Here is a 22,032-nt window from a genome sequence, read left to right as displayed (position 1 = left end):
TTAAAAATCCAGGCTGCAATTGATCCATTCATTGTCGAAGTTGGTGCCGTACTTGCGGTAAAATCCAACGGCTGACGTATTCCAATCCAGCACCTGCCACAACATGCCAGTGCAGCCGGTTTGTTTGGCAGCTGCTACGGTCGCATCGAACAGGATCTTGCCTATGCCATTCCCGCGCATATCTTCTGTCACAATAATGTCTTCCATGTATAATCTTTTCCCTTTCCAGGTCGAATACCGGTAATAATAGAGCGACATCCCGATGATACGGAAATCCGATTCGGCCACGAAGAAGTCATACAATTTTTCATTATAGTCACGGGTCATTTTTTCGACGTTGTTCGAAACTTGATCCAGGGCTCGCTCATAAAGCGCCAGTTCTTTGACCAATTCAAAAATTGCAGGAATGTCTTCGAGGTTTCCGGGTCGGGTTGAGATTGTCATAGCTTGATTTTATAAATATCCAGTAAGAGTTTAGAAGATACAATTTCCTACTGATTGTTCGTATAGATTTCCCACTTTTCTAGAATTGCCTGAAAGTTCTCGGGAAGTTCGGTGTCAAATTGCATCCATTCCCTTGTGGTAGGATGTACAAATCCCAGCGACTTCGCGTGCAGTGCCTGGCCAGGCAGCAGATCAAAAAGATTTGCTACCATGGCTTTATAACTGCCATTTGACGGACCGCGCAGGATTTTGTCGCCGCCATAAGTGGTGTCGTTAAAGATCGGATGGCCAATGTGCTTCATATGTGCCCTGATCTGGTGCGTGCGGCCGGTTTCAAGGTTGCACTGAATAAGTGTAACGTAACGAAAGGATCTGATCGTTTTGTAATGCGTGATCGCATGCTTGCCCTGGCTGCCGTCCGGAAAAATATCCATCACACGACGATCTCTTGCGCTCCTGCCGATATTGCCGGCTATTGTCCCCGATTCTTCTTTTGGCTGTCCCCAAATGAGTGCATTATAGGTCCGCTCAATGGTGTGGTCCGAAAACTGTTTGGCTACAAATGTCATCGCAAATTCGGTTTTGGCAATAACAAGCAGCCCCGAGGTGTCCTTATCAATGCGATGGACCAATCCTGGCCGCCCTTCTCCATTCCTACCCGTGGGCAATTGCTGAAAATGATATACTAATGCATTAATCAGCGTTCCCGACCAATTTCCAAATGCTGGGTGAACAACCATGCCGGTCGGCTTATTAACAATCAGAAGCACTTCGTCTTCATAAATAATGTCTAGCGGAATGTTCTCAGGAATAATCTCCGTATCACGAGGTGGCTCCGGCAGAGAAAGCGTAATGACATCCAGCGGCTTAACTTTGTAACTCGCTTTGGTAATCAGCCCATTCACCTTCACAGCTTCCGCATCGATTCCATTTTGTATTTTTGTCCGGGAAGCATTTGCGACGTGTAAGCTCAGATATTTGTCCAGCCTGATTAATCCCTGACCTTTGTCAGCAACAATCCTGTAATGTTCAAACAAATCATCTTCTTCTGAGGCGATTTCAATATGGTCTTCGGACATTCGAAATGGTCATTTATTGTAAACAAAATTATCAAAATAAGTGGATTTAATAAGTGCTGTGCTGCCCACCCCGATGGAGAGACTTTCCAATGTCATGACGGAAGCTGCCGGTATAACGTTGTACATCAAGCGTGATGACCTGATCCATCCGACAGTATCCGGTAACAAATGGCGGAAGCTGAAATACAATTTGCTCGAGGCTAGCAGACTAGGATATACACGCGTCCTGACATTCGGCGGAGCGTTTTCCAATCACCTGTATGCCACTGCGGCTGCGGGTAATGCTTTGGGTTTTGAGACAATCGGCATTGTAAGAGGCGAAGAATTACGAGAAAAGCTTTCGCCCACATTGCTGTTTTGTCAGACACAAGGGATGCAGCTTGATTTCGTATCGAGGGCAGAATACAAATTGAGGAGCTCGGATAATTATCTGCTGGATCTCGCTAAAAAGTTTGATCATCCTTTTATAATCCCGGAAGGCGGGACATCAACATTAGCATTGCAGGGCGTGGCGGAGATGATGCCGGAAATAAATGCGCAATTGGGTAAGACCGCTGATTACCTTGCCGTTGCTGCGGGTACCGGCGGAACAGCCGCCGGACTGTTATCCGCTGGCGCAAATGTGCTTGCTTTTTCAGCATTAAAAGGCGGGGAGTTTTTGAAACAAGACATTAGCATGCTGTTAAGCGATCAACATTCATCCGGAAGTTTACAGCTTTTTACGGATTACCATTTTGGAGGCTACGCCAAATGGATCCCGGAGCTTATCTCGTTCATGAAGAATTTTCAGCATGAATTCGGCATCCAGCTCGAACAAGTTTACACGGCGAAAATGTTCTTCGGACTTTTTGATTTGATCCGTAAAAATCATTTTCCAAAAGGCACTACGATCGTTGCCGTGCACACGGGCGGCTTGCAGGGATTGCTTAGAGCGTAGGCGAATTCAGGACAGGGCGGGAATTTCTTCGTCGCTGTTCGCTGATTTTGTTCTGACAAATTCTTTGATCAGATCTTTTTCTCCCGCGATCCACAAAACATCATCGTTTTCAATGATCATCGAAGAGTCAGGATTTAGGATGCGCTCACCGTTCCGTTCCAGCCCGACAATCATACCCCGCGTTTTTTCTCTGATCTGACTGCTTCGGATGCTTTTTCCACGGATTTGATATTCGCTTCTTACTTCTACGCGTTCCAGCACAATGCTGTCTTCGTGGGCCATATAAACGTCCCCATTCGTGCTCACCTCAATATGTCCCCGGAATATATCCAGCTGGTCGTCGGTCCCAATGACTTCGATGCGGTCACAGGGATACAGCACTTCGGTAGGGCGGGGGAGATAAATCGTTTTACTGCCGCGCTCGATCAGCACAACATTGATCCCAAAATTTTCCCTGATCTTCAATTCCTGCAAAGTTTTGCCAATAAGGGAGGAATCGGCACTCACTTCCAGAAACGCAAAGTGTGCGTCCCAGGGCAGCAATATCATTTTGGATTTTCCACTTCCTTCCAGCTGCCTTGCATTTAGATTTTGTAAAAAACGCTCTTCAATGCGGGTGTAGAAGGTTTGTAATCTTTGATAAAAAATCGCAAAACCCAGGATCATAATCCCGCCCGCAACGGCCAAGGCTGTGGGCGTTGCAAAGAAGGAGTTAAGCAGAAAACCCATCAATAAAATAGCGATCAGCACGCGTGAAAGTTCTAGCAACAGCAACGGACCGCGGCTGAATTTCCGGCTTAACCAAATCGCCGAATAAGCCTTCCTATTGGATCTTTTGAAAATGAGCGCCCATAGGAATGGGGAAATTAAGAGAAATGTAATGCCAAATAAAGCGGCATTAGTAATGTAAGTTTCGGGAACCCTTGTATGCAATTGATCCGCCAGCTGACGCGAGGAGGCCATAACAATTCCGATGATAACCACCGAATTTAAGATAACCGTTTGTGAATAGGATTTCAGGATCTGGTTCCAATGTGTGGTCTGTACAATCGTTTCGGTGCTGGTGCTATATCTGTTTAGATAATGTTTCCACCGCTCCGGTAATCGTTTTTCAAGCCATTCTGAAAGCGGTTCGGAGGCTTTCATCATGTACGGGGTCGTAAATGTGGTGATAACAGAAACCCCCACCGCAATCGGATAAAGAAAACTGCTTGTTACGCTCAGCGAAAGTCCCAGATTAGCAATGATAAAGGAAAATTCACCGATCTGCGACATGCTCATACCGGACTGCAATGAATTTTTGAGTGGTTGTCCTGAAATGATGGCGCCCAGCGAAACGAATGTGGTTTTACCTAAAATCACAACCAAAACCAGGATGGCTGTCGGCAATGCATATTCCACCAGTAGGCCAGGATTGATTAACATCCCTACCGATATAAAGAACACCGCACCAAAAAGGTCTTTCAACGGCTTCAACAAATGCTCGATCTTTTCTGCATGGGTGGTTTCGGCCAGGATCGAACCCATGATAAACGCGCCAAGCGCTGCCGAAAAGCCTGCCTGCGTGACCAAAAACACCATCCCAAAGCATAATGCCACGGAGGTGATCAGGACGCTTTCGTCGTTCATTAGCTTCCTGTAACGCCTGAGAAGCGTGGGAAACACGAATATGCCGCCCAAAAACCATAATGTCAGGAAGAAAAACAGTTTAAGGATAGATTGTAACAACTCCATCCCAGCGAATTGCTGACTAATAGAAAGCGTGGAAAGCAACACCATGAGCAGCACTGCCGTCAGGTCCTCAATCACCAGGATACCCAGCACGACGCGGGTGAATTTCTGTGTTTTTAACCCCAGTTCATCAAAAGCCCTGAATATGATCGTGGTGGAGGAAATCGCAATGATCCCACCGAGAAAAAGACTGTCTGTTTTGCTCCATCCCAGCAACTGGCCCGTTGTAAAACCGGTGGCCAGCATCATTCCTACTTCAAACAAACCCGTTATAGCAGCTGTATTGCCGACCTTGACCAGTTTTTTAAAACTAAATTCGAGACCTAAGTTGAAGAGCAGGAAAATCACACCGATCTCTGCCCATATCTCGATGGTTTTGATGTCTGTGATGGTTGGAAATAAGTTGAAATTAGGACCTACAAGCAATCCGGCCAATATGTAACCTAAAACGATGGGCTGTTTTAACTTTTTGAAAATAAGGGTAATGATACCCGCCATCGTGAGTATTAATGAAAGGTCGACAATCAGTTGCGGAACGTGCGTCATATATTGGTTTAGTGGCGAATATTTTCTTCGGGTCAATAAAATACAAAAAGCCTCTGACGAATCAAAGGCTTTTGTAAGGCAATCGTATAAAAATTTGGGTTACAGCATCAACCTACGCTGCCTTCCAAACTGATTTCCAGTAATTTCTGAGCCTCCACGGCAAACTCCATCGGAAGCTGGTTTAACACCTCTTTTGCATATCCGTTAACAATCAATGCAACGGCCTGCTCGGTTGGAATTCCGCGTTGATTACAGTAAAAAAGAATGTCTTCACCGATCTTCGAAGTAGTTGCTTCGTGTTCAACCGTGGCAGAAGGATTGCTTACTTCAATGTATGGGAATGTATGCGCTCCGCATTTGTCACCCAATAACAGGGAATCACATTGCGAGAAGTTTCGCGCTTTTTCGGCTTTCTTGAAAACCTGTACGAGACCTCTGTATGAATTCTGGCTCTTACCAGCTGAAATCCCTTTTGAGACGATCCGGCTCTTCGTATTCTTCCCGATATGGATCATTTTCGTCCCCGTATCAGCTTGCTGCATGTTATTAGTAACCGCAACAGAGTAAAATTCACCAATTGAATTATCGCCTTTCAGGATCACCGAAGGATATTTCCACGTGATCGCCGAACCGGTTTCAACCTGCGTCCATGAGATTTTTGAGCCAGCGCCGTCACAAAGGCCGCGTTTGGTTACAAAGTTGTAAATCCCGCCTTTTCCGTCTTTATCGCCCGGATACCAGTTTTGAACGGTTGAATATTTGACATTCGCATTCTCGTGTGCGAAGATTTCCACAACAGCCGCATGCAGCTGGTTTTCATCACGCATCGGCGCTGTACAGCCTTCCAGATAACTTACGTGGCTATCGGCGTCACCGATAATGAGCGTACGCTCAAACTGTCCTGTTCCCGCAGCATTGATACGGAAATAAGTGGAAAGCTCCATCGGGCAACGAACGCCTTTTGGAATGTAAACAAATGAACCGTCGGAGAATACAGCAGAATTCAATGCTGCATAATAGTTGTCTTTCGGCGGAACAACCGATCCCAGATATTTTTGAACTAATGCCGGATGTTCACGAATAGCCTCGCTGATGGAGCAGAAAATGATTCCTTTTTCTTTCAGCGATTCTTTAAATGTTGTAAAAACCGATTCAGAGTCCATTACGGCATCAACCGCGATGGAAACGCCTGAAAGTCTTTTTTGTTCGTTAAGGGAAATTCCCAGACGCTCAAAAGTATCGCGCAATTCCGGATCAATGTCATCCAGACTGTCAACCTGCTTTTTCTTTTTAGGCGCCGAATAATATTTGATTGCCTGAAAATCGATTTTTGGATAATGTACGTTAGGCCACTTGGGTTCAGCCATAGTCAGCCACAAATGATAAGCTTTCAAACGCCACGCAAGCATCCACTCCGGTTCATTTTTTTTGGCTGAGATAAACCTGACAATATCATCATTCAGCCCCATAGGAGCTTCATCTGCTTCAATATCAGTTACAAAACCATATTTGTATTCCGAACTGGTGATTTCCTCCAACAATTCATCTTCTTTGCTCATAGTCTAGTTATTATCACACTGTGTTTCGTTTAATAGTAACACAGAGAACGGGGATTGAGTTTATTGAGAACATCAAAAATACACAAAAATGCGGATTTATAGGTAAGCTCCCGTCGAAAGATAGTTCTTCACATAGTCATCAATTCCGTCTTCCAGTGAGGTAAAAGGACGTGTGAAACCGATGGAGCGAAGTTTGCTCATATTGGCCTGCGTGAAATATTGATATTTATCGCGTATGTCTTCCGGCGTATCTATATACGAAATGTCAACCGGCTTACCCATTGCATTGAATGTGCTCGTTACCAGGTCTTTGAATGTCCGCGCGCGGCCGCTTCCAAGGTTATAGATGCCCGAGTTTTTGCGGTGGTGCATGAAGAAAATGCAAACGTCGATCAGGTCTTTTACATAAATAAAGTCGCGCATTTGCTCGCCATCCTGGAAATCGGGGTTATGCGAGCGGAAAAGCTTCATTTTCTCCGTTTTGTTGATCTGATTAAAAGCATGCATGACCACGGACGCCATTCTTCCTTTATGATATTCGTTAGGCCCATAAACATTGAAAAATTTCAATCCCGCCCAGAAAAACGGCTTTTTCTCCTGTTGCAATGCCCAGATATCGAACTCGTTTTTGGAATCACCGTAAGGATTAAGCGGTTTAAGCTGTGATAATGTGGATTCATTATCGTCGTAACCATGCTCGCCAAGGCCGTAAGTGGCTGCGGACGAAGCATATACAAGCGGAATCTGGTAAGCAACGCATTTCTCCCAGATCTGCTTGGAGTAACTCACATTCAGCTCCTCAAAAATATCTCTGTCAAACTCTGTCGTATCAGTCCGTGCGCCGATGTGAAAAATGAATTCAACATCCCGGTTGTTTTGATCAAGCCAGTCGAAAAGCTCAGTTCTTTCAACTTTTTCCTGAATTGTTTTTCCTGCAAGATTTTCTGCTTTATCGATTTTAGAAAAATCATCGACTGCGATAATGCTTGTGAAACCGTCTTTATTAAGTCGGCTGATAAGCCCGCTGCCAATGAATCCGGCTGCACCTGTTACGATAATCATGGGAGAGATATATGTGATTTTTATTATTATCCTCTTGTTAAGCTGCAAAACTACGGATACAAGATGTAATTTTGTACCCTATTTATTAAGGGAGAAGAAGATTTATGATTTACGTAACAAGAAAAGAGCATTTTAACGCAGCCCATCGGCTTTTCAATCCGGCATGGTCTGAGGAAAAAAACCAGGAAGTGTTTGGGCCATGTGCTAACAACAACTGGCACGGACACAATTTTGAGCTGATTGTTACTGTAAAAGGAAAGCCGGATCCGGACACGGGATTCGTGATCGATTTAAAGGTGCTGGGTGACATTGTGAAAGAGAAAGTGGTGGATAAAGTGGACCATAAAAATCTTAATTTGGATGTTGATTTTATGCAGGGCAAAATGGCTTCCTGTGAAATTTTTGTAACGGAAATATGGAATATCCTTGCGCCTGCAATCGCTGCCGCATCCCCAAATTCTAAACTGCATTACATTAAGCTCGTTGAAACGCCAAAGAATTTTGTAGAGTATTACGGTGAATAAGCGCCAACTGACTAGTCTAAATGAAATATTACCTCATTGCGGGAGAGCGTTCGGGAGATTTGCATGGTTCCAACCTCATCGGTGGAATCCGCGAGAATGATCCTGACGCGCAGTTCCGCGGCTGGGGAGGGGATATGATGGCCGCCTCGGGGATGGAACTGGTTACACATTATAAGGACACAGCATTCATGGGTTTCCTGGAAGTTGCGCTCAACCTGCACAAAATTTCGGGATTCCTCAAAAAATGTAAAACTGATATCCTTGCATACAAGCCGGATGCATTGATCCTGATCGACTACCCGGGCTTCAATCTGCGCATTGCTTCATTTGCGAAGTCAAAAGGCTTGAAGGTTTTCTATTACATTTCTCCAAAAGTGTGGGCCTGGAACCAAAAACGTGCTTTAAAGATCAAACAGAATGTAGATCATATGTTCGTGATCTTTCCGTTTGAAATTGATTTTTACAAAAAGTTCGATTACAAAGTAGACTACGTCGGCAATCCGCTGATGGACGCAATCGCAGCATTCAAGCCCGATCCTGACTTTAAGCAAAAGAACAATCTAGAAGACGATAAGCCTGTCATAGCATTACTGCCAGGCAGCAGGCAGCAGGAAATCATTGGCATGCTGGACATTATGCTAACTGTTCAGCCCCATTTCCCAGATCATCAATTCGCCATTGCTGGCGTAAACAATTTGCCTCAAACATTGTACGAAAAATACATTGCCGCCCACAATGCCATCATTGTGTACGAATCCACTTATGATTTGCTGAACATTGCGGATGCTGCATTGGTAACTTCCGGCACAGCAACTCTGGAAACCGCCTTATTCAGTGTTCCCGAAGCGGTTTGTTACAAAACGAGCACGTTCTCGTATGCCATCGCCAAACGCCTCATCCGGGTTCCTTTTATATCCTTGGTCAATCTTATTTTAGACAAAGAAGCAGTCAGGGAGCTGATACAAACCGACTTAAACGAGAATCAGTTGGTCAGTGAATTAAAGAAAATCCTACCCGGCGGAGCCAAGCATCAACAGCAAATGCAGGACTATAAAACGTTGCAAGACATGGTAGGAGGGCCTGGGGCGTCTGGCAGAGCAGGTGGATTGATTGTTGGATATTTGAAGAATGAATAAAATATTTGACAACATCAAAAATACAGCGAATAACCTTTTACCGGCCATGGACGAAAAAGAGTATCCATCAAAAAAAGAGGGCCTTTTGAGCCAGGAGGAAAGAACCTCATCTATTCGAATCGTCGATTACAATCCCGCCCATGCAAAGGCATTTTACGATTTGAATTATGCATGGATATCAGAAGCTTACGAAGTCGAGCCGGAGGATGAAAAGGTCCTTGACGATCCCGAGAGCTATTATTTGAAAGACGGTGGTGCCATACTAATAGCGCTTTACCAAAATGAAGTTGTAGGGACATGCGCATTGAAACAAGGCGAGCCGGGCACGTTGGAAATGAGTAAAATGACTGTTTCGAAAGAAATGCGAGGCAAAAAAATCGGAGATCTACTGGGTAATGCGATCATTGAAAAAGCGCGCGATTTAGGAGCGCAAAAAATCATTCTTTATTCCAACAAAAAAGGCTCAGCAGCCGGCATTAATCTTTACAGGAAGCTGGGTTTTGTTGAAGTGCCGCTAACCGGTCACAACTTCAAACGCGCAGATATTAAAATGGAATTGGCATTGTAGCAAGTCAATTTGATCCTGATAATACCGGGACTATCCTGTCTTAGGTTTTGCGTTTTTTCTTCCGTGCCGAAGGGAACAATACATTGTTTAAAATCAATCGGTAGCCCGGCGAATTGGGATAAAGATTCAGATCCGTGGGCATTCTGCGACCGCCTCCGCCGCGTCCTTCGGGATCGTGGCCGCCGTAAAATGTCCATTGTCCACGGCCGAGTTCGCCATAGATGTAGCGATCCGAAGAAGCTGCGGTTCCCATCACAAGTACGCTAGGTTTGACGGTTTTTTTTGAAAATGCAAAAGTCTGCCCCATAAATTCCCTGATCAGATGTTCATGATTCTGAACAAGCATTGCGGGGATTACATCCCATTTGGCAGAAAAATCAAATAGCGAAAAGTAGGCCCCTTCTTCGCCCCAGCTGCGAAAACCTCCCGCGGAGGAATTAATATCGGAAAATGTCATCCCTTCATATTCATCCAGTGCCAGTTTGAAATTCTGAAAAGCGAATGTTTTTTCAAAATCCAGCCTGGACTGTGCGTTGGGATCTACGCCGTCGCCATCCATATTGTCCACAATATCAATGCCCTCGGCTGCTAATGCAATGTCGAAAGTCTCCGCCCCTGAGCACATGGCAAACAGGAACCCGCCGCCTGCACAAAATTCCTTTATTGCTTTTGCAACGGCCAGCTTCATTTGCGGCACTTTGGCAAAACCAAAACGGCTCGCAATGGCTTCCTGCGCTTTCACGTCTGCGGGTGTCGTCCGTCGCAGACTTTTGCCAAACTGCCCGGTGAAATCTTCGTGATGCAAATGCAGCCAGTCGTATTTCGGCAGGTCACCTTTCAGAATTTCTTCATCATATATAACTTCAAAAGGAATCTCGGCATATTTCAAAACCAGCAAAACAGCATCCGTATTCTCGAACTCTGACGGGCTGATTTTGATAGGGGAATACACGGCAATTTTAGCGGCCTTATGCAGCTTGATCACGTCCATATTCACATCCGGATTACTGATCTGGCTCACAATCTGCGTGCTTGCAGATTCGGATAGCACTTCATAGGAAACAGCGCGGAGCTTACATTCATTCTCAATGGACTTGCTGTAAGCCACTTTGAAAGCCCCGCCCCGGTAGTTAAGCAGCCAGTCAACGTCAATTTCCCTGTTCAGCAGCATATACGCGAGGCCATAAGCCTTCAAGTGATTTGTCTGCGTGTGATCCATCGGGATCAGGATCTGATTCGCAAAGGTGTTTTGCGAGACGAGCACCAAAATGAGTATTATAAACCTTTTCAGCATAACGTGACAGGTTAAATTTCCAGCGCCAGAAAAAAGGGGAGGGTAAAATCAAATTTAACGAATAATCACGATATTAAATACTTGCCAGTAAGTGAATTAGATATTTTTTTATTAGTTCAAAATGCAGTTTTAAAAGCAAAAAGGGGTTACGAAAAGCGGATGGTATGTTTGAAAGGTGTAAAGCCGGTCAGGAACACCGTGGGCGCTTCCACGGGCGGAAGCGCGCCGCGTAATGCAATGTTCTTATGCAAGCCAATCCCCGGCCCAAAAGAAATAGTGTCACCATTCAAGCTGTAACTCCCGGTCCCTTCTTTCAGCAGCCAGGAATCTTTGGCCTTTTCAATCTGGGTAAGCCCGGTGAATGTTCCGCCCGGCCTGAAAATAAGTTCAACAGCCAAAGGGACGCGTTCAGTGCCGGAGGTTTGGATCACGATCTGCATGCCATTATCCGTTTCGCTGATCAGGATTTTTGTTTCCAGGGTCTGCACTTCACTAACAGGCCGGAAGAGGCGCGGCATTTTCTCCCAGTCTCCGTCTTTGGCAATAAAATCTTTCGGATAGGGTTGGTAATAAGGTCCTTCCAATGTCTGAGTAAGTTCCCACATTTTTCCCTGCTCATCGATTTTCTCCGACTGAAACTGACCTTTGCCAAAAAACGAAGAGGCCAGCCGCACGCCCTGCAGCACCGCATTTCCCTTCATGAATGTAAACCAGGTAGGGTTATTGGCGATCAATGTGCTGTCCCAGTTGCCCCGGCGGATCCGGACAAGGCCCGAATTTGGAAAAGTTTTGACATAGTTAACCGGCAGCGGCTTCGGAGCGGGCATGTCTTTCCATAATGTCTGGTCGGCGAGGTAATAGTCCAGGAAACCGCCGATTTTAAGCCCGGCCGTCTTTTCGATCATCTGGCACATCGCTGCATACGAACCGTTCTGATCCTTCAAGGCAAGATAGCGATAAGGATAATAATAGTTTTCCAATGTCCCTATTAATGCCTTATCCTGCCGACCTGACGCATCAGTGACGATTTCGCCATTCGGATGAACGTAAAACATCGTCATATCCAGGTTTTTCCGTACGTTGTCTAGCAGTTCCGGTTTGTTGAAACCATTCGCAATCGTGATAAGCAGCCGATCGGTCAGTGAGGAATAGATAAAAGTGCTTTTTTCATTGTATTGCCCATCCTGATCCATATCAATGTGTTCACCGAGCCATTCTTCCGCCCTGGCCACATACTTGGGATCGGGCCAGAGCGAGTTGAGCCTGGCCAGCGCCGCACACACCACCCATCTGTGATTGGGCGTATGGATTCCGCCGACCGACAACGCATTTCCGCCCCGGATCAGGAAGGTTTTGAGGTTAGCAAGCATTTTTTCAGAACCTTTTGTCCCTGATTTCTGAATGAGCGAGTACGCGGTTACGAGCCGCTTCACGAGAAATCCTGTATCCGGCGTCGAATGAAAATTGGTGGAAAGCAAATCAATGGTTCCATCCGCATGCTGCGTTTTGACAAGATATAATGCTGCCAGGTCCATATCGGCCAGTAATTCCGGCGATTGAAAAAAGCGGGAGTTCGAAGACGAAATTGCATTGGCGCCTGCCTGGATCAGTGCGGATGTGGTGTGTGGATTAACAACGTCAAAAGCGTCCATCAGGCCACCATATGCGGGATTTGCAGCATTCTTAATCTGCAATTTTCTGATCGCCTCTACACCGATATCATTTTGTTTGACCAGCGCATCCAACCATTCCGGCATTTTTTGTATCTTACTGGTTACAGTGCTGAATGCAAGCGCTGAGGTGATGGGTAATGTGCAGATTCCGGCGGCAGTCCCTTTTACAAATATTCGTCTGTTCATAGTAGGATTTAGTTCTTATGCTTGCAAAAGGAGCAGAAATGAAGGGGTTACTTGCTGATAGAACTTATACTACATTATTTCCATTATTTGTGGCGGATGCATTGGATTTGATCAAAAATTGAAACAAATTTGATATCGATTTTACAACTAGTAGGAATGTTTTGTCTGCCGTTTGCTAACTGCGTTTTCAAAAGCCCGAAGTTTTCGAGAGCTTTAATATGCCTTTTTGGCCTTCTCCACACGATTTTTACAATTTGTTTGCCGGATTTTGAATGAAAACAACGCTACTACGCAATTTAAGTTTGGGCTACCTTCTTTTGCCTAACCTCATTTTTTCGCTGGGATGGTTTCGGCTGCCTTTGTCCGCCATGCTTGCGCTGGCAATTATCTGCATATTCGTTTACAACTATCGCCTTGAAAAAAAAAACCTCGCCGAACTTAGCAGCAAGCAGCTGGTTCAGATATCCGTTATTTCCCTGCTCATTATTGCATTCTCGGGGATAGGGGGCTTTTGCTTCCAGGCTTTTGATTATTGGGCACACAATTCAAAATATTATACGCTCTTCAATCATTCCTGGCCGGTTTTGTTTAAGGCAAATGGTCGTTATGCCTGTCACTATTTCGGCTTTTTCCTGGTTCCTGCGCTGATCTCCAAAATGCTGGGCGAATTATCAGGCATAGCGCTTTACTTGTGGGCTTCTTTGGGGCTGTTTCTTGGATTTTGCTGGATATTCATTTTTACGGGAAAAAGTTATCTGTCGCTCGTGCTGTTCCTTTCATTGGGAGGCGTAGGGCATTTGGTGAAAGTGGTTACTTTAAGGTTAATAGGGCTCAATTATCACGTGCCGCCGTTTTTCACTGAGATTTGGCCCGTGCTTTATCAGGCGCAATGGGCTCCCAACCAGCTCATCCCGATCATTATTGTTTCGTCGATTCTTTTTCATGATTATGTGTATTTAAAAAAACCGGAACGAAGCTTCCTGGCCGTGATCGCCATTTTTATCTGGGGAATTTTCCCGTCGATCGTTTTCGTGATCATTTTTTCAATGCTTATCCTGCTGCGCTATGGCAGGGATATCAAGGCATTTTTCCAGCCTAAGGTCCTGATTGACATCCTGGTTCCCGGTCTGATCTTTATCCCGACTTTTTTCTATTTCTTGTCCGGTAAAAGTTCGGTTATAGCAGGTTTCATATGGCAGTTTAATCCTTTGAACGAGATCGCATTTCACTATTTCTTCGGTGTTGTTATTGATCTGGGCGTGCTGATCGGCATTGTGTTCATCCTGAACCTTCATAAGAACATTAACCGGGACATCATAATAGCATTGTTTACGCTCCTTATCCTGATTTCGCTCGTGAGAATGGGTAAATGGAACGACTGGTTCCTGAGAGGGAACACACCGGTTTTGACTTTGCTTTCGCTTTTTATCCTGCAAGGTTTTTCCACCTGGATTAAAGAGCATCCGCATTGGTACAAGCAGAAAGTGGCTTATCCCTTGATGATATTTCTTTTGCTGGGCCTCGTGGTCCCTATGTCGCAGATCCGGCGTGCCTTGCAGGAAAATGTGGTTACGTCCATGCTTTTCCCGGACAAGGTGAAATTTACTCCCTATCCTTACAACCAGTTTGAAGATTTTTATGAGCTGGGCCTGAGCATTTATTCTCAGCAGGAAGCTAATCAGTTTTTAGGCCAGAAAGGGTCTATCTACGAATTATATTTAGCACGATAACACAAACCTTCTCATATCTCAGCCCCCGAGTGTTTTCAAAAACTTGGGGGCAATTCTGTTTTTAGAGGCATGCTCGTACGCATAGGCTATGCGGATCAGGTCCGCTTCTCCATAAGCTTTTCCCAGAAACGAAATCCCGATCGGAAGCCCGTCTACCGCGCCCATAGGCACGGTCACAGAAGGAAATCCCGATATAGCAGCGGGCCCATAGCCGCCATAGCCCGTCCAGAAATCACCATTTACCAGGTCATTACACCAAGCCGGGCCAGTTGCCGGGCCACACAAGGCATCCAGTCTTTCGGATTCGAAAAGCCGGTTTAATTCCACTCTTACATTCAATATTTTCTGTCGGGCATCCTGATATTCTTTTGATTCAAGATCACCTCTCGTTTGGGAAATTTCAAGCAATTCTTGCTCAAAATAGGGCATTGCTTTTTCCGCATTTGCTTTGTTGAATGCAATGAGCGCTTCGAGCGACTTTATCTTCGCATTAGATTTGTAAAGATATTTATTCAGCCCATCCTTGAACTCATATTGCAATAATATGGATTCAGCCCCATCCGTACTTTGGGTCTTCATATAATCAACCTCCACAATCACAGCGCCTTTCTGTTTCATCTGGTCCAACGCTTTTTTCAAAAGGGCATCTACATCTTCGTGCTGTTTCAAAAATGCTTTTTCGATTCCAATGCGCTTGCCTTTCAAGCCATTGGCATCAAGCGATGAGGAGAAATCTTTAAAATGCGCATAATCCACGCGGGTACCTGCCGGCTCGGCCTGATCGGCGCCGACCATTGCTCCGAGCAGCATAGCCGCATCGGCAACAGTCCGGCCGAGTGGTCCGGCGGTGTCCTGTGTTGCTGATATCGGGATAATGCCCGTCTGGCTCACGAGCCCCACAGTCGGTTTGATGCCTACAACGCCGTTCATGGCTGCCGGGCAGGCGATGGAGCCATTGGTTTCCGTACCCACAGCAACTGCGCAGAGGTTAGCAGCCACCGCCGCTCCCGATCCGGAACTGGACCCGCAAGGCGAACGGTCCAGGATGTATGGATTTTTGGTTTGACCGCCGCGGCTGCTCCATCCGCTCGTCGAACGTGTAGAGCGAAAATTGGCCCACTCGCTCATATTGGTCTTTCCAAGGATTACCGCGCCCGCCTCACGCATTTTCTGCACGACAAATGCGTCCAATGATGCAATGTTACCGGCTAGCGCGATGGAGCCCGCCGTTGTCTGCATTTTGTCCTTTGTATCAATGTTGTCTTTGATTAAAACAGGGATTCCGTGCATGGGGCCGCGCACATTTCCTTTTTTCCTTTCCGCGTCCATTGCGTCTGCAATCGCAAGCGCATCAGGATTCACCTCGATCACCGCATTGATTTTCGGGCCGTTACGGTCCAGTAAGGCGATTTGATCCAGATAACTTTTTGTGATGGAGCGGGATGTTAATGTTCCTTTTTCCATTCCATCCTGCATTTGTGCCACCGTCATTTCCGATAATTGAAATGAGTGCTCATCCTGTGGCTCCCTATTGCGCGTTTCAGAATTACATTTAAACAGAGGAAACGCAGCCAGGGTAATTCCTGCCGCAGAAGTGAGGCGTACAAAGTTTCTTCGTTTCATAGGAGCATTCGTCGTCGGTAGATTGCAAGATAAAAAGTCCTTGAAGCATTCTTTTAGCTGCGCGGAATTTTTTCAGACAACTGCTTCCATATCCAGAAGATCAGCCAGACCGGGGACAAAATGACAACAGTGATAATGGTCGCAATCGCGAGGATCGCAGCGAAGAGGATCTTGAAAAACAGGACGAGAAATTTTGTCATGTTGCGTTATAGGTGTGTATGTTGTAGAATAAATTATTCTTATACTTTCTTGCATATCGAATGTGTTTGACAAAGCATTGTGAAGATGCCCGGAAATCATAGTCAAAACTGCCTAAAAGCCCTTAAATGTTTAAATTTATAAGAAAATTATCATATTAAATTAGGCTGGCATGGTTATTTATTTAATTTTGTCATTGAAAAATATCACATAAACAGTAACGGCTATGAACTTCATCACCAACATCATATATTACTCTGGTAAGCTTCTGTTCGCGACGATCTTATTTGTTGCGATGATCATTTCAACTATCATTTCCTTGCCGTTTATTGGCGCTGGGATGATTAAGGACGCAATTGACTCCCATCCGCACCAGCATGCAGACCGGAATCACATGGCGGATTACTTCGGATAATAGCATATTGAAATAACTAATAGCCAAAAGGGGTGCGGATTCAGATCTGCACCCCTTTTTTCATGGTGTAAAACGGTAAGACAGATTAGCAACATTCGGCCGCAAAAAGCAGTTATTATCTCAAATCGAATACTTTTGAGCATTCAAAATACAGCTTATCATATTGAAGTAAATGGCAGTAAAGTTTCCAGATAACAACTACAAATGGGCGATAGCTTTGGCATTGAGTACAATAGCCTGCTTTTGCCATGCCCAGGAAAGCCGGTATAGTTTCGAAAAAGGCATGATGGGATCTCCTTTCAAGCTCGTCTTTTATGCAAAAAACGACTCCATAGCCAATGTCGCAGCACAGGCAGCATTCAAACGCATCGAAAAATTGAATGAATTACTGAGCGATTACCGCGACGGAAGCGAAATAAACTTGCTCTCGGCGCAGTCAGGCAGCGATAAGTGGGTCCAGGTGAGCGACGAACTGTTCGACATTCTCGCCATCAGCCAGGATATCAGCGAAAAAACAGACGGCGCTTTCGATGCAACATTAGGGCCAGTGGTTCAAATGTGGCGCCATGCAACGCGGAAAGGGATTTTCCCCACGGATTCTGCTATTAGGGACGCCATGTCCAGAACGGGTTATAAAAAATTAAAACTTGACGTAAAACGCAAAAAAGTGTTGTTAACACAAAAAGGCATGCGTCTGGACATTGGCGGGTTAGGCAAAGGGTTTGCAGCCGAGGAAGCGGTGAAAGTCCTGAAAAGCTTTGGTATCAAGTCCATCATGATGGATGCGGGGGGTAAAATAGTCCTCACCAATCCGCCGCCGGGAACAAAAGGATGGAACATTACCATTTCAAATGGCAGCGATTCCCTCAAAACAATGCCGTTGTCCCATGTTGCGCTGGCGACGTCCGGCCCGACATATCGCTATATGGAATACAACGGGATCCGGTATTCGCACATTGTGGATCCAAAAACAGGCAAAGGGCTGCTCTTTCACGTCCGTACCACGGTAATTTCACCGGACGGAACGGTGGCGGATGCACTTGCAACGGCATTCAGTGTTGCGGGAATAGAAAAAAGTAAACAAATGATAACGCAGTTTCCGGAAAGCAGGGTTTGGCTGGTAGAGAAGCAAGAGGAGCATGTGGCCGAATGGAACACCTTGGAATAATTTTTTAGCTTTTGCCCAAAGCACAGCTCTTATCGCCTTTTCCGCTACACCTTATGACAAAGACCATTTTTATCGCTTCCGCCGAGCCTTATGCAGGGAAGTCAGTGATTGCATTGGGCCTGGTGAATATGCTTTTGTCCAAAACGCAAAAGATTGGTTTTTTTAAACCCATTATTTCCCAGCAGGAGCCGGGGCGAAAAGACAAGCACATTGAAGCCATTATCAACCATTTTTCGCTTCCTATTCCCTACGAGGATACATTTGCATTCACCCGTCAGGAGGTTTTGCAGCATCCCGAATCGGAGAACTGGGGCGAAATGATCAACACGATCATCAGCAAGTTCAAAAAGCTGGAAGAGGATTATGATTTCACGGTCATTGAAGGAAGCGATTTCTTAGGCGAAGGCATTGCTTTTGAATTTGAATCCAATGCGGCTATTGCCAAAAATCTGGGCGCACCTGTGCTCACGATCATTAATGGGGAAAATAAATCCACCGCGCAGATCATCAACTCGGCGCTGAATGTGCTCCGGAATTTCGAATCCCGCGAAGTGCAGGTGCTGGGCATTGTGGCCAACCGCGTGAAGGCCGAGCAGGTAGAAGATGTGCGTGAGTTGCTGCGAATGCAGTTGCCAGCGGACATTATGCTCACCGTCATTCCCTGGGAAAAAGCATTGCAAAGTCCGACCATGCGCGAGATCACAGATGCGCTGGATGCGAAAGTTTTATTTGGCGAACATTTGCTTTCCAGCCAGGTTGACAATTACGTGACGGGCGCAATGATGCTGCCCAATTTTTTAAACCATATCAAAGAAAATGTGCTGATCATTACGCCGGGTGACCGGGGCGACATTGTGATTGGTGCATTGCAGGCCAACCTTTCGACCAATTATCCCAAAGTCGCGGGCATTGTGCTTACGGCCGGCACTGTTCCGGAAGAGCCTGTTATGCGGCTGATCGAGGGTTTGCAGACCCAGATCCCGATCATAGCAGTGCAGCAAGGCACATTCGGCACCACCACAGCCATAGGCGCGATCCATTCCCGGATCACTGCGGATAATACTAAAAAGATAGAGCTGGCAATCGACACTTTTGAAAAATATGTGGATATGAAGGTGCTGGACGACAAGATCATTACATTCCAGCCCGAAGGAATTACGCCACATATGTTTCAATATCAATTGGTTAAATGGGCCAAAAGCCAGAAAAAACACATTGTGCTGCCGGAAGGAAACGACGACCGGATTTTACGCGCTGCGGCAAGGTTAATCAGCCAGAATGTGGTTGATCTGACGATTCTTGGTGATCCGAACGAAGTTGCGGCTTCTATTAAAAGACTAGGCATTGATCTGGACCTGAATGTGGTCAAAATCGTGAATCCGGCCAATTCGGAAAATTACGACGATTACGTGCAGACGCTTTATGAGCTGCGTAAGAATAAAAATGTGAACGAGGAAATGGCGCGTGACCTCATGACCGATGTTTCCTATTTCGGGACAATGATGGTTTACAAAGGCCATGCAGACGGAATGGTGTCGGGTGCGGTGCATACGACGCAGCACACGATCCGGCCAGCATTGCAGTTTATTAAAACAAAACCGGGCGTTTCTATCGTCTCCTCAATTTTCTTCATGTGCCTGCCCGACCGCGTAGCGATCTTTGGCGATTGCGCCGTTAACCCGAATCCAACGGCTTCGCAGTTGGCCGACATTGCCATATCTTCTGCTGAAAGCAGTGCCAGGTTTGGCATTGAGCCGCGCATCGCCATGTTGTCTTACTCGTCGGGAACGTCGGGAGAAGGAGAGGATGTGGAAAGGGTGCGGGAAGCGACAGCCATCGTGAAGCAGCGCGCGCCGCAGTTGAAAGTCGAAGGACCGATTCAGTATGACGCTGCTGTGGACCCGATTGTGGGCAATCAGAAATTATCCAATTCCGAAGTGGCCGGAAAAGCCAGCGTGCTGATTTTCCCGGATTTGAACACCGGAAACAACACCTACAAGGCTGTTCAGCGTGAAACGGGCGCTTTGGCGATCGGGCCGATGTTGCAGGGATTGAACAAGCCCATTAATGATCTGAGCCGCGGCTGCACCGTGGACGATATTTTCAACACCGTGGTAATCACCTCCATTCAATGTCAGCAAGAATGAACATTCTCATCATCAATTCAGGCAGCAGCTCGCTAAAATACCAGTTTTTCAAAATGCCCGATCAGCAACCGCTCAGTGCGGGAATTGTGGAACGGATTGGAAAAGAAAATTGCTTTATCCGGCATAAGGTGCAGAAAGAGGGCGTTGAGAAGCTGACAGAAAGCACATTCTTCGTAAAAGATCACGCAGAAGGCCTCCAAAAAGTCGTGCAGCTGCTCACTGATGCCGAAACAGGGATCATTATAAACATAAATGAAATAGAAGTGGTCGGACACCGCGTGGTGCATGGCGGGGAGGATTTTACAACCGCTGTGATGGTCACGGATGAGGTGAAGGAGAAGATCCGTTCCTTATTTTCGCTCGCGCCGCTGCATAATCCGGTGAATTACAAATGCATTGAAATTGCGGAAAAAACATTTCCTAATGCAAAGCAGGTCGCCGTTTTCGACACCGCGTTTCACCAATCCATGCCCGAATATGCCTTTCGTTACGCCATTCCCGAGAAATATTACGCTGAAATGGGGATCCGTGCTTATGGGTTTCACGGCACAAGCCACAAATATGTGAGCACCGCGGCAATGGCCTGGATGGACAAGCCCGATGCGAAGATTATCAGCATTCATTTGGGCAATGGTTGCAGCATTACGGCCGTGGATAGCGGCAAGTCACTGGATACGAGCATGGGTTTCGGGCCGTTGAGCGGATTAATTATGGGGACTAGGTCGGGCGACATTGATCCTTCCGTAATCCTGCATTTGCTAAGGCAGGAACGCAGGACGCCGGATGAAATGGATATTTTATTAAACAAACAATCCGGAATGCTCGGGCTCACGGGCCATAGCGACATGCGCGATGTGCGGAAACTGCTGGAAATGGGCAATTATGATGTGGAACTCGCCTCAGATATGTTTGCTTATCGCATTAAAAAATACATTGGTTCCTATGCTGCCACATTGAATGGTCTGGACGCAGTCATCTTTACAGCCGGCGTAGGCGAGAATGATCCGCAGATGCGGGAGCGTGTTTGTAGGGACATGGAATTTTTGGGATTAAAAATCGATCAGGATGCAAATCGTATCAAATCATCCGAGATTAAGGAAATCAGTTCAGCCGACTCTCGAGTGAAAATCCTGGTTGTGCCTACAAATGAGGAGTTTGAGATCGCCCGGCAAAGTTTTGAACTGTTAAGCGAAGAGCCACCTTGTGAGCAAATTGAATTGTATTAATCGGGTAAATATTAGTTTTAAATCACAGTTTTAAACGGTTGTTTAAATTATTTATTTAAAACAGTTGTGAGAGGGAATTTTTTTGCAGACCTTTGGTTTGTATTAATACATTGTGCGGTTAAAACTAACCTGACAGAAACTTAAATAAGACAAGCAAGTGAAGTGCATAGGAGAAAAAAGCGAGGACAAGATTAAGGAGGCGGCAAGAAGGGTTTTTCTTAAAAAAGGTTTCGATGGAACAACGTCCAGGGACATTGCCCGCGAAGCTGATATGAACATTGCATTGACGAATTATTATTTCAGAAGTAAGGAAAAGCTGTTTCTTGAGATTTTCAGTGAAGTGCTGAATATGTATTTTAACAGCACGCTCGAAATTCTGAACAAGAGGATTGACATTAAGAGCAAGATTTCGGAGATGATTGAAAACGATTTCGATATGATGAAAAATGAGCCTGATATGGTGATTTTCATCATGAATGAAATTCACAAGGAACCGGACCGCTTGTTCTCTGGCATGTCGGTTTTCAAAAAATTACAGGAATCCTATTTTACAACCCAGCTGGAAGAGGGCATTGCAAATGGAACGATCCGGGAGCTCAGACTCGAAAACTTGCTGCCGCTGATCAAATGCTCTGTTGAATTTATTTTCCTGGGAAAACCCATTCACAAGAAGCTTTACAATATGACGGATGAAGATTTTGAAAAGTTTGCAGAAACTCAGAAAAACCACATTAAGGAAATGATTTGCAATTATTTAGTAATCAGTTAATCTAAATTTTTTTGCCC

19 protein-coding genes are annotated in these 22,032 nt (G+C 45.7%); 10 read left to right on the top strand and 9 right to left on the bottom strand.

Features of this window, described 5'->3' with window-relative positions:
* On the bottom strand, positions 1–444 hold the full coding sequence (locus G395_RS0120045) for a GNAT family N-acetyltransferase (protein WP_026631706.1): 444 nt from the start codon (positions 442–444) through the stop codon (positions 1–3).
* Positions 445–491: 47 nt separating this feature from the next.
* Positions 492–1,523: an RluA family pseudouridine synthase gene (locus tag G395_RS0120040; RefSeq protein ID WP_026631705.1), complete on the bottom strand. Its 1,032-nt coding sequence runs from the start codon at positions 1,521–1,523 to the stop codon at positions 492–494.
* A gap of 40 nt (positions 1,524–1,563) precedes the next feature.
* Here G395_RS0120040 and G395_RS0120035 point away from each other — a divergent pair, with 40 nt between their 5' ends.
* Positions 1,564–2,460, top strand: coding sequence for a 1-aminocyclopropane-1-carboxylate deaminase/D-cysteine desulfhydrase (locus G395_RS0120035; protein WP_026631704.1), 897 nt, complete (start codon positions 1,564–1,566; stop codon positions 2,458–2,460).
* A gap of 6 nt (positions 2,461–2,466) precedes the next feature.
* Here the strand turns inward: G395_RS0120035 and G395_RS0120030 are convergent, their stop codons facing one another.
* The 3 genes from G395_RS0120030 to rfaD all read right to left on the bottom strand — a co-directional run bounded on the left by G395_RS0120030 (position 2,467) and on the right by rfaD (position 7,358).
* The gene (locus G395_RS0120030; RefSeq protein ID WP_035361809.1) at positions 2,467–4,737 is read right to left on the bottom strand and encodes a monovalent cation:proton antiporter family protein; all 2,271 of its coding nucleotides are present in this window, start codon (positions 4,735–4,737) and stop codon (positions 2,467–2,469) included.
* Positions 4,738–4,844: 107 nt separating this feature from the next.
* Complete coding sequence (sufB, locus tag G395_RS0120025; RefSeq protein ID WP_026631702.1) at positions 4,845–6,296, bottom strand: Fe-S cluster assembly protein SufB; 1,452 nt, start codon at positions 6,294–6,296, stop codon at positions 4,845–4,847.
* A gap of 96 nt (positions 6,297–6,392) precedes the next feature.
* Positions 6,393–7,358 carry an ADP-glyceromanno-heptose 6-epimerase gene (rfaD, locus tag G395_RS0120020; protein WP_026631701.1) on the bottom strand — a complete coding sequence of 322 codons (966 nt, stop codon included), beginning with the start codon at positions 7,356–7,358 and terminating at the stop codon, positions 6,393–6,395.
* A gap of 104 nt (positions 7,359–7,462) precedes the next feature.
* Here rfaD and G395_RS0120015 point away from each other — a divergent pair, with 104 nt between their 5' ends.
* The 3 genes from G395_RS0120015 to G395_RS29840 are packed head-to-tail and all read left to right on the top strand — an operon-like array spanning position 7,463 to position 9,586.
* Complete coding sequence (locus G395_RS0120015) at positions 7,463–7,882, top strand: 6-pyruvoyl trahydropterin synthase family protein (protein ID WP_026631700.1); 420 nt, start codon at positions 7,463–7,465, stop codon at positions 7,880–7,882.
* Positions 7,883–7,902: 20 nt separating this feature from the next.
* On the top strand, positions 7,903–9,018 hold the full coding sequence (gene lpxB, locus G395_RS0120010) for a lipid-A-disaccharide synthase (RefSeq protein ID WP_026631699.1): 1,116 nt from the start codon (positions 7,903–7,905) through the stop codon (positions 9,016–9,018).
* Positions 9,011–9,586: a GNAT family N-acetyltransferase gene (locus tag G395_RS29840; protein ID WP_051350268.1), complete on the top strand. Its 576-nt coding sequence runs from the start codon at positions 9,011–9,013 to the stop codon at positions 9,584–9,586. The genes lpxB and G395_RS29840 overlap by 8 nt, the downstream gene beginning before the upstream one ends.
* A gap of 40 nt (positions 9,587–9,626) precedes the next feature.
* Here the strand turns inward: G395_RS29840 and G395_RS0120000 are convergent, their stop codons facing one another.
* On the bottom strand, positions 9,627–10,880 hold the full coding sequence (locus G395_RS0120000; protein ID WP_026631698.1) for a hypothetical protein: 1,254 nt from the start codon (positions 10,878–10,880) through the stop codon (positions 9,627–9,629).
* Between the two features lie 146 nt (positions 10,881–11,026).
* Positions 11,027–12,739: a hypothetical protein gene (locus G395_RS0119995; protein ID WP_026631697.1), complete on the bottom strand. Its 1,713-nt coding sequence runs from the start codon at positions 12,737–12,739 to the stop codon at positions 11,027–11,029.
* A gap of 272 nt (positions 12,740–13,011) precedes the next feature.
* Between G395_RS0119995 and G395_RS29835 the strand changes: the two genes are divergently transcribed.
* The gene (locus tag G395_RS29835) at positions 13,012–14,469 is read left to right on the top strand and encodes a hypothetical protein (RefSeq protein ID WP_035361818.1); all 1,458 of its coding nucleotides are present in this window, start codon (positions 13,012–13,014) and stop codon (positions 14,467–14,469) included.
* Between the two features lie 18 nt (positions 14,470–14,487).
* Here the strand turns inward: G395_RS29835 and G395_RS0119980 are convergent, their stop codons facing one another.
* Both G395_RS0119980 and G395_RS32425 read right to left on the bottom strand, forming a co-directional pair.
* Positions 14,488–16,092, bottom strand: a complete 1,605-nt coding sequence (locus G395_RS0119980; RefSeq protein WP_026631696.1) for an amidase — start codon at positions 16,090–16,092, stop codon at positions 14,488–14,490.
* A 53-nt stretch (positions 16,093–16,145) separates the two neighbouring features.
* Entirely contained in the window at positions 16,146–16,292 is a 147-nt protein-coding gene (locus G395_RS32425) for a hypothetical protein (RefSeq protein WP_169720055.1), read from the bottom strand.
* Between the two features lie 224 nt (positions 16,293–16,516).
* On the opposite strand from G395_RS32425, the gene G395_RS0119970 reads away from it, so the two are divergent.
* The 5 genes from G395_RS0119970 (at position 16,517) to G395_RS0119950 (ending at position 22,015) form a co-directional block, all read left to right on the top strand.
* On the top strand, positions 16,517–16,705 hold the full coding sequence (locus G395_RS0119970; RefSeq protein WP_026631695.1) for a hypothetical protein: 189 nt from the start codon (positions 16,517–16,519) through the stop codon (positions 16,703–16,705).
* A 172-nt stretch (positions 16,706–16,877) separates the two neighbouring features.
* Positions 16,878–17,873, top strand: a complete 996-nt coding sequence (locus G395_RS0119965; RefSeq protein WP_026631694.1) for an FAD:protein FMN transferase — start codon at positions 16,878–16,880, stop codon at positions 17,871–17,873.
* A gap of 53 nt (positions 17,874–17,926) precedes the next feature.
* Positions 17,927–20,020 carry a phosphate acetyltransferase gene (gene pta / locus G395_RS0119960; RefSeq protein WP_026631693.1) on the top strand — a complete coding sequence of 698 codons (2,094 nt, stop codon included), beginning with the start codon at positions 17,927–17,929 and terminating at the stop codon, positions 20,018–20,020.
* Entirely contained in the window at positions 20,017–21,246 is a 1,230-nt protein-coding gene (locus tag G395_RS0119955) for an acetate/propionate family kinase (RefSeq protein WP_026631692.1), read from the top strand. Before pta ends, G395_RS0119955 begins: the two co-directional genes overlap by 4 nt.
* Positions 21,247–21,403: 157 nt before the next feature.
* Complete coding sequence (locus G395_RS0119950) at positions 21,404–22,015, top strand: TetR/AcrR family transcriptional regulator (RefSeq protein WP_026631691.1); 612 nt, start codon at positions 21,404–21,406, stop codon at positions 22,013–22,015.
* The last annotated feature ends 17 nt before the right edge of the window (positions 22,016–22,032 follow it).

Source organism: Dyadobacter alkalitolerans DSM 23607 (assembly GCF_000428845.1).
GTDB classification, from domain to species: domain Bacteria; phylum Bacteroidota; class Bacteroidia; order Cytophagales; family Spirosomataceae; genus Dyadobacter; species Dyadobacter alkalitolerans.
The sequence above is the reverse complement of the archived record's forward strand: the minus strand, read 5'-3'. Positions and strand labels throughout refer to the sequence as shown.

What these genes read in the sequence shown, in the direction of transcription:
- G395_RS0120045 (WP_026631706.1), bottom strand. Translation starts at nt 444, where the DNA reads ATGACAATCTCAACCCGACCCGGAAACCTCGAAGACATTCCTGCAATT.
- G395_RS0120040 (WP_026631705.1), bottom strand. Translation starts at nt 1,523, where the DNA reads ATGTCCGAAGACCATATTGAAATCGCCTCAGAAGAAGATGATTTGTTT.
- G395_RS0120030 (WP_035361809.1), bottom strand. Translation starts at nt 4,737, where the DNA reads ATGACGCACGTTCCGCAACTGATTGTCGACCTTTCATTAATACTCACG.
- sufB (WP_026631702.1), bottom strand. Translation starts at nt 6,296, where the DNA reads ATGAGCAAAGAAGATGAATTGTTGGAGGAAATCACCAGTTCGGAATAC.
- rfaD (WP_026631701.1), bottom strand. Translation starts at nt 7,358, where the DNA reads ATGATTATCGTAACAGGTGCAGCCGGATTCATTGGCAGCGGGCTTATC.
- G395_RS0120015 (WP_026631700.1), top strand. Translation starts at nt 7,463, where the DNA reads ATGATTTACGTAACAAGAAAAGAGCATTTTAACGCAGCCCATCGGCTT.
- lpxB (WP_026631699.1), top strand. Translation starts at nt 7,903, where the DNA reads ATGAAATATTACCTCATTGCGGGAGAGCGTTCGGGAGATTTGCATGGT.
- G395_RS29840 (WP_051350268.1), top strand. Translation starts at nt 9,011, where the DNA reads ATGAATAAAATATTTGACAACATCAAAAATACAGCGAATAACCTTTTA.
- G395_RS0120000 (WP_026631698.1), bottom strand. Translation starts at nt 10,880, where the DNA reads ATGCTGAAAAGGTTTATAATACTCATTTTGGTGCTCGTCTCGCAAAAC.
- G395_RS0119995 (WP_026631697.1), bottom strand. Translation starts at nt 12,739, where the DNA reads ATGAACAGACGAATATTTGTAAAAGGGACTGCCGCCGGAATCTGCACA.
- G395_RS29835 (WP_035361818.1), top strand. Translation starts at nt 13,012, where the DNA reads ATGAAAACAACGCTACTACGCAATTTAAGTTTGGGCTACCTTCTTTTG.
- G395_RS0119980 (WP_026631696.1), bottom strand. Translation starts at nt 16,092, where the DNA reads ATGAAACGAAGAAACTTTGTACGCCTCACTTCTGCGGCAGGAATTACC.
- G395_RS32425 (WP_169720055.1), bottom strand. Translation starts at nt 16,292, where the DNA reads ATGACAAAATTTCTCGTCCTGTTTTTCAAGATCCTCTTCGCTGCGATC.
- G395_RS0119970 (WP_026631695.1), top strand. Translation starts at nt 16,517, where the DNA reads ATGAACTTCATCACCAACATCATATATTACTCTGGTAAGCTTCTGTTC.
- G395_RS0119965 (WP_026631694.1), top strand. Translation starts at nt 16,878, where the DNA reads ATGGCAGTAAAGTTTCCAGATAACAACTACAAATGGGCGATAGCTTTG.
- pta (WP_026631693.1), top strand. Translation starts at nt 17,927, where the DNA reads ATGACAAAGACCATTTTTATCGCTTCCGCCGAGCCTTATGCAGGGAAG.
- G395_RS0119955 (WP_026631692.1), top strand. Translation starts at nt 20,017, where the DNA reads ATGAACATTCTCATCATCAATTCAGGCAGCAGCTCGCTAAAATACCAG.